This window comes from Frankia sp. CeRuru1 (assembly GCF_977966315.1).
The window spans coordinates 1-6,750 of sequence record NZ_CDWWEW010000285.1 but is presented as its reverse complement, the minus strand read 5'-3'; the positions used below and the strand labels follow the sequence as shown (position 1 = coordinate 6,750).

The 6,750-nt window shown below is 70.3% G+C and carries 7 protein-coding genes; 1 reads left to right on the top strand and 6 read right to left on the bottom strand.

From position 1 onward, the window contains the following. The 4 genes from AC08OP_RS18025 to AC08OP_RS18010 all read right to left on the bottom strand — a co-directional run. Positions 1-1,378 (bottom strand): NADH-quinone oxidoreductase subunit B family protein (locus tag AC08OP_RS18025; protein WP_476615262.1); only part of this gene is annotated, 1,378 nt, incomplete at its 3' end. After that, entirely contained in the window at positions 1,378-2,301 is a 924-nt protein-coding gene (locus AC08OP_RS18020; RefSeq protein ID WP_476615261.1) for an FAD/NAD(P)-binding protein, read from the bottom strand. The genes AC08OP_RS18025 and AC08OP_RS18020, both read right to left, overlap by 1 nt. Next, the gene (locus AC08OP_RS18015) at positions 2,273-2,740 is read right to left on the bottom strand and encodes a cyclic nucleotide-binding domain-containing protein (RefSeq protein ID WP_476615260.1); all 468 of its coding nucleotides are present in this window, start codon (positions 2,738-2,740) and stop codon (positions 2,273-2,275) included. Before AC08OP_RS18015 ends, AC08OP_RS18020 begins: the two co-directional genes overlap by 29 nt. After that, a complete protein-coding gene (locus tag AC08OP_RS18010) occupies positions 2,727-3,683 on the bottom strand; it encodes a 4Fe-4S dicluster domain-containing protein (protein WP_476615259.1) in 957 nt (318 codons plus the stop codon). Before AC08OP_RS18010 ends, AC08OP_RS18015 begins: the two co-directional genes overlap by 14 nt. Before the next feature lie 288 nt (positions 3,684-3,971). On the opposite strand from AC08OP_RS18010, the gene AC08OP_RS18005 reads away from it, so the two are divergent. Further along, positions 3,972-4,889: an NUDIX domain-containing protein gene (locus AC08OP_RS18005; protein WP_476615258.1), complete on the top strand. Its 918-nt coding sequence runs from the start codon at positions 3,972-3,974 to the stop codon at positions 4,887-4,889. A gap of 54 nt (positions 4,890-4,943) precedes the next feature. On the opposite strand, the gene AC08OP_RS18000 is transcribed toward AC08OP_RS18005, so the two are convergent. Together AC08OP_RS18000 and AC08OP_RS17995 are read right to left on the bottom strand one after the other, a co-directional pair. Next, positions 4,944-5,654, bottom strand: a complete 711-nt coding sequence (locus AC08OP_RS18000; RefSeq protein ID WP_476615257.1) for a DUF1918 domain-containing protein — start codon at positions 5,652-5,654, stop codon at positions 4,944-4,946. A 174-nt stretch (positions 5,655-5,828) separates the two neighbouring features. Next, on the bottom strand, positions 5,829-6,269 hold the full coding sequence (locus AC08OP_RS17995) for an Hsp20/alpha crystallin family protein (RefSeq protein WP_476593025.1): 441 nt from the start codon (positions 6,267-6,269) through the stop codon (positions 5,829-5,831). Positions 6,270-6,750 lie beyond the last annotated feature (481 nt).

Genomic DNA, 6,750 nt, shown 5'->3' with positions numbered 1-6,750 from the left:
GATCCGCAGCGCCTCGTCGGCGGCGTGGACCATCTCGATGCAGCGCACGATGATGCTGCGGTAGGGGTTGCGCCGGTGGGCGCAGGCCGATCTCGGCGGCGGTCTCGCGGGCGGCGGGCGCCAGCCACTGCGCGCCCAGCGCGAAGCGAGCCAGCGGTCCGGTGAGGTAGGAGCCGCCCGCGGCCAGGGTCGAGTGCAGAGCGTTCGACCAGGGCACCTGTTCTTCGGTGAAGTGCCGGTCGTAGTCGGCCGGGGCGATGTCGAGGCCATCGGTGGAGGCGATCCGGCCGCGCTCAACGGGGTATTCGCCAGGTTGGTGGAGCGCGACGAAGGTCTGGTGGAGCTCGTCTTCGGGGAAGTCCAGGGCGGCGGTGAATCGGGCGGTGTCCCGGGCGATGTCTCGCGCCTGTTCCAGTTGCCCGACGAGCTCGGTCAGGTCGCGCCGGCGTGGTGCCCGGTACCAGCCGCCGACTCGCGCGTTGACGGGGTGGATCGCGCGGCCGCCGATGACCGTCATGAGCGTGTTGCCGGCCTTCTTCAGCGTAAGTCCCAGCTTGACCAGGGCGGGCTGGTCCTGGGCAAGGTGTAGTGCGCTGTCGTAGCCGAGGAAGTCCGGCAGGTGCAGCAGGAAGACGTGTAGCGCGTGACTCTCGATCCATTCACCGCAGTAGATGAGCCGCCGTAGGGCGGCGGGTGGGCCGGTGACCGTGATGCCACAGATCTGTTCGATGGCTGCCAGCGCGCTCATCTGGTAGGCGACCGGGCAGATCGCACCGCATCCGGCATGCGTGACCGGGCCGAGGCACGGCGTGCCGTGCGCGACCATCACGCACACCGTCCCGCGCCGTTTGCATTCGGTGCAGACGGAGGATGAGGAAATGTTCGGGCGTCGGCGAGCGAGGAACGCGCTGATGACTTCGAGGAGCTGGCGAGGGTTGACCGGGCAGCCCTGGAGTTCGAAGTCCACCCGGACGTGCGTGGAGATCGGGGTGGAGGTCGCCAACGTCGAGACGTACGCCGGGGTGGCGTAGACGGCCGCGAGGAAGTCGCCGACGTCGGCGAAGTTGCGGAGCGCCTGGATGCCGCCGGCGGTCGCGCAGGCGCCAATTGTGACCAGACGCCGAGACGCGGCCCGGACCTGGTGGATGCGTTCCACGTCCTGTTCGGTGGTGACCGAGCCCTCGACGAGGGAGAGGTCGTAGGGACCGTCGACGGTCGCGCTGGATGCCTCCAGGAAGTAGGAGACGTCGACCTCGCCGGTGAGCGAGAGCAGCTCATCTTCGCAGTTGAGCAGGGTGAGCTGGCAGCCGTCGCAGGAAGCGAACTTCCAGACGGCGAGCCGGGGCCTGGTTGGGCTGGTCGGCGTCGGCATCGGCATCACAGCTCCCGGACGGCGAGCAACGGTTCCAGGCGGTCGTAGCCGCAGACCGGTCCGTCCAGGCAGAGCATCAGCGGGCCGAGCTGGCAGCGGCCGCAGTGGCCGAGGCCGCAGTGCATGTTGCGTTCCAGGGACAGGTGGATGCGGTCGGCGGGTACGCCGGCGTCGACCAGGGCCCGCGCGGTCAGCCGCATCATGATCTCGGGTCCGCAGGTGAACGCGACGGTTCTGGCCGGATCGAAACGCACGTGCGGGAGAAGGGTGGTGACGACGCCGACCCGGCCGTCCCATCCGGGCTGCGCACCGTCGACGGTCACCAGGGCTTGGAGGTCGGTGCGGTCCTGCCAACCGGCCAGCTCCCGGCGGTAGAGGATGTCCGCGGGTGTACGGGTGCCGGCGAGCACGACCACGTTGCCGTAGTCGGCGCGCCGTCGCAGGAGCTGCCGGACGACCGGCCGCAGCGGCGCCAGCCCGAGCCCGCCCGCGACCACGACGACGTCCAGCCCGGCGGCGGCGCCTACCGGCCAGCCTCGCCCGAACGGGCCACGCACCCCGAGGACGTCGCCCGGGCGGGACGCGCAGATCGCTTCCGTCACCGCGCCGACCGCTCGGACGGTGTGCACAAGCGGGCCGTCGGTACCAGCCGTCACGGAGTCGTCGACCGTCACGGAGTCGTCGACCGTCACGAGGTCATCGCCTGTCGCCGGGCCGCAGCCCGTCACGGACAAGGGGACCTCGCCGACGCCGAAAGCGTAGACCATGGTGAACTGACCGGGTGCGGCGATGATCGGAGCGCCGGAGAGCGGTGCGAGTTCCAGGGTCCACGTGTCACCCGTCTCCTGGTGGCGGCGGGTCACCCGGAACGGCCGAGGGGTCATCTCCCCGGCCGCGCCGTCAGCCCTGGCCCGGGTTTGCGTAGACATCGAGCAGCCGCAACCGGGTGGCCTGCAAGCGCTCGATGAGCACCTGCGCAAGGTGGGACAGCACGTCGTAGCCCAGCGCCGGGTCCTGGGAGAACTTCCCGCGTAGGCAGGCACCGTCGATGGCGGTGGCGCGGACCAGCGAGAGGGCACGGGCGTCGAAATGGAGCCGGTACGGCGGGAACAGCCAGGACCAGCCCACCACATTGCCGGCTCCGACGGTCTCGACGGGGACCAGACCCCGGGTCGGGACGAAGGTTTCGATCGCGACCGTGCCGTGCCGGATGACGTAGAGGGTGTCGGCCGGGTCGCCTTCCCGCAGGAGTACGTCGCCCGGGCGGAAGACGGCGTGCCGGGCGCACCCGGCGAGGAGGGCGAGGTGGTCCGGGTGCATACCGGCGAAGACGCCGACCTCGCCGAGCGGTGCCTCAACCGACGTCATCGCCGGCCGCGGAGTTCGCCCGAATGGCGGTCAGTTCCTCGGTGACGTCGATGCCGACGGGGCACCAGGTGATGCACCGTCCGCAGCCGACGCATCCGGACGTTCCGAACTGGTCGTGCCAGGTGCCGAACTTGTGGGTCAACCACTGGCGGTAACGGGAGCGTCCGGAGACACGGACGTTGCCGCCGTGGATGTAGGAGTGGTCCAGCGAGAAGCAGGACTCCCAGCTGCGCCAGCGCTCCGCCTCACTTCCGGTGAGGTCGCTGACAATCTCGACGCCCCGAGGGGTGCCCGCCTCGACGAGCAACCGGTGGTCACTGGCCAGGATGTCGCTGAGGACCAGGTCGTAGCCCTCCCGCACCGCCGGGCCCGTGTTCATCGACACGCAGAAGCAGGTCCCACCCGGCTCGTGGCAGTTCACCGCGACGATGAACACATCGCTGCGGCGAGCAGCGTAGTCGCGGTCGGCGTGGCGCCCCCCGAGCAGGATCCGGTCCTGGATCGCGATGGCCTGCAGCTCACAGGAACGGACGCCGAGGAATGCCACCGCTGCCCGCGGTAGCGGTTCCTCCGCCACCTCGAAGCCGCCATCCTCGAAGCCGCCATCCTCGAAGCCGCCATCGCCGAAGCCACCATCGCCGTGGCGGCGGGTCTTCAGCAGGCGCAGCCGGGGCGGCAGCGGGTTCTGCTTCCACGAATGCGGCCCCACCACGTAACCGAACAGCGCCGCGTCGCGACGACGCTCGAGCCGGTAACGACCCGCCTCCTGGACATCGGTCCACCCCGCCGGGAGCTGTGCCGCGCTACTGATCTCGTCGTAGACGATCGCGCCGTCCCGCACCGTCGGGCCGACGACCTGGTACCCGCGTGCACGCAGCACATCGACGAGCGTCCCGAGCACCGCCGGCTCGACGATGAGCTCGGCCACACCCGCGTTCGTCACCCCACCCTCCACCCCCCGGACAGCGATAACCTTCCGTAGCGAGTTCCATACCCCTGGGTGCCGTCGGGGAGCATGCGCTTCAGGTGGGGATCTCCGCCCTGATAGCGGTGGACGCTGCGGACGGCCCGACCGCGCTCCGCGCCGCCGGCGGCGGGTTGTCGACCGGGCCTTGCTGGACCCGGCCCTGCTGAACCGGGCCCTGCTGGACCCGGCCCTGCTGAACCGGGCCCTGCTGGGATGTGCCTGTCCTCCTGGCGCCGCGGCGGCTGGAGTCGAAGACTGGACGGTATGAAGTCGTCGGCTGATCCCTGGGATAGGCCGGTACGGGTCGTCGGTGCCGCCGGTGGGGTGCTGTGGCGGCCCACGCGGGACGGGCGGCAGATCGCGGTCGTGCACCGGCCGCGGTATGACGACTGGTCCCTGCCCAAGGGCAAGCTGCGCCGGCGAGAACATCCGTTGCTCGGCGCGTTGCGGGAGGTCGAGGAGGAGACTGGTTGCCGGGCCAGGCTCGGGCCCCCGCTCGGCGAGTACCGCTACCTGACGGACGGCGGCAGGACGGTGAAGGCGGTCCGGTACTGGGGGATGCAGGCCCGTTCCGGCACGTTCGTCCCCACCCGGGAGGTGGACAGGCTTGCCTGGCTGGCGAAGGGGGAGGCGGCTCGCCGGGTCAGCTACGACACCGACCACCGCGTGCTCGCCGAGTTTGGTCGGCTGCCGGCGCCGACGGCCGCGCTCGTCGTCATCCGCCACGTTCGGGCCGCCCACCATCGGCGCTGGGACGGACCCGACCAGCTACGCCCGCTCGACGAGCGCGGCCGGGCCCAGGCGAGCGCACTGGTGCCGCTGCTGACCAGCCTGGGGATTCGCCTGCTGATCAGCGCCAACCTGCCCTGCTGCACCGCCACGCTCGCCCCGTACGCGCACACGGCCGGGCTCGCCATCGAACCGGAGCCGACGCTGGCGGACACCGGATATCCTGGATCGGAGGCGAGGGTGGTCGCTACCTTGATGGGGCTGGCGGCGTCCGGGACGCCGACGGCGGTCTGTAGCCAGCGCACCATCATTGCCGACCTGCTCCGACGACTCCTGGACGGCTGGTGCTGGCCGATCCCGGACCAGCTCGGGGTACGGGAAGGCGGCTTCTGGCTGCTGCACTGCCATCCCGGCAGGCTGGTCGCAGCGGAACGTCACGATCCCGTAGCATGATTCGCCTGACGGTGCGTGGTCGTCACGCATGCAGAGCTGAACCCGTCATCCTTTTCAGCCGGTGCCGCTGCGGGCCTCCTCGGGAGGGTGGCGGACCTCGGAGTCCGGTCCCGGGTAGACGAAGCTGACGTGCCCGGTGTCGGACCAGCGGACGGTGAACGGGGGGTCGCCGGCCGGCGAGCGCACCTCAAGGATCTCCCCAATGCGGTCCGGTTGCGTGACGGTGGGACGGTGGACAACCAGGGTGTCGCCGGGATGGGCGCGCATCGCCCTACGCCGGGGCGGCAGTCCGGGCGCCGGCTCGACGGGCTCCTCGCCGGTGGTAGCCAGCGGTGGGGCCTCGCGGTGGGGGGCAAAGACCTCATCGGCGAGCGGGTGTACCAGCTCGGCCATCTCATGCTCGGTGCGGATGAGCAGATCGTCGACGGACAGCAGGCCGACGAGCCGGCGGCCGTCGACGACCGGGAGCCGGCGGATCGCGTGGTCACGGAAGATTTCGTAGGCCCGTTCGAGGTCGACGCCGGACGGCACGGTGATGACCTCGGTGGTCATGAGGGCGTCGATCCGGCTGTCCGTCAGGATGCCGCGGGCAACGCCGCGTAGCACGATGTCGCGGTCAGTGACGATCCCGACCAGGCGATCGTTCTCCATGACGAGGAGCGCGCCCACGCCCTGCCGTTCCATCTGCGCCGCCGCGTCCCGGATCGTGGTGGACCGCTCCACGGTGACCGGCCGCCGGACGATCGTGCTACGGATGTCGGCCATGCTTACCCCCTCCAGGAAGGTGCTTGCCCCGGATGGTGACTCCTGGCTCCCCACTCGGGAGGAGACTCCCCGCACGGGATGAAGAAGCGGGCCGGCACCCGGGTGGGTAATAACGTCGCCCGGGGCCGCAGTCGGCCGGAGAGTTCGGGCCCTGCGACCGGGCGTCGTCGGGCGTCAGCCCTGCTCAACTGTGATCTTCCGGCCGGACGTCTCGGCTGGCTCGACCGGAACGCGGACTTCCAGGATGCCGTCCTTATAGGTCGCGGCTGCCCGGTCCGCCTTCGCCCCGGGCGGAAGCGCCACGGAACGACTGAACGCGCCATAGCGGAACTCGGTGCGGTACCCGCCGAGAGCCTTCTGACTTCGCGCCTCGTGCCGTTCGGCGTGTACCGCCAGCGTCCCTTCGGAGACGGTGACATCGACGTCTTTGTCCGGGTCGACGTCGGGGATCTCGGCGCGCAGGACGTAGGCGTCGTCCTCGGTGTACTCCTCGACCGGAACGTCAGCCCCGCGCCGGCCGAGCAGCTCCGCCGCGGACGTCCGTGCCTGCGACCAGGGCAGACCCAACAGATCGAACCAGTTCCGCCGGGGACGCTGGCGTTCCATGCTCGCCATCTGGTTGCTCCTTCCTGGCGGCCGGCGGCTGCCCGGCCCAGCCGGCACCGCACACGCCCGCCTGCCGGACGCCGCCGGCCCGTTGTAGACGGGCCCAGGTTCCACCGGATGAGCGTCGCCAGACGGTCGCCGAGTCGCGCGTGGTAAGGTGACAATCTTCTCTTCTCCATAGAAGAATGCAGATCGTCACCTAGTGTGTCCCGTCTGACCACTTTCAGTCTCTACCCATGCTTGGCTCGCCCGAACCACAGACCGGCCAGCTCCAGGCCCACGACGGGCTAGCTCACCCCGGCCGCTCCACCTCGGCAGGACGCCGATGATCGCCATCTATCCGCTCAGGTGCGCGCTGCCCCCGGTCGGATCACCCCCACGGGCGTGGGGAGGACCGCGGTGGTACCGGCCCGGCAGAGCGGGCAGGCACAGTAGTGACCAAAGCTTCACCGTATGCTTTCGCCTGGATCAGGGTTTCGATATGAAACTG

Excerpts from the sequence above, each read along its gene's own strand:
- AC08OP_RS18015 (WP_476615260.1), bottom strand. The coding sequence starts at position 2,740 with ATGACGTCGGTTGAGGCACCGCTCGGCGAGGTCGGCGTCTTCGCCGGT.
- AC08OP_RS18020 (WP_476615261.1), bottom strand. The coding sequence starts at position 2,301 with ATGTCTACGCAAACCCGGGCCAGGGCTGACGGCGCGGCCGGGGAGATG.
- AC08OP_RS17995 (WP_476593025.1), bottom strand. The coding sequence starts at position 6,269 with ATGGCGAGCATGGAACGCCAGCGTCCCCGGCGGAACTGGTTCGATCTG.
- AC08OP_RS18000 (WP_476615257.1), bottom strand. The coding sequence starts at position 5,654 with ATGGCCGACATCCGTAGCACGATCGTCCGGCGGCCGGTCACCGTGGAG.
- AC08OP_RS18005 (WP_476615258.1), top strand. The coding sequence starts at position 3,972 with ATGAAGTCGTCGGCTGATCCCTGGGATAGGCCGGTACGGGTCGTCGGT.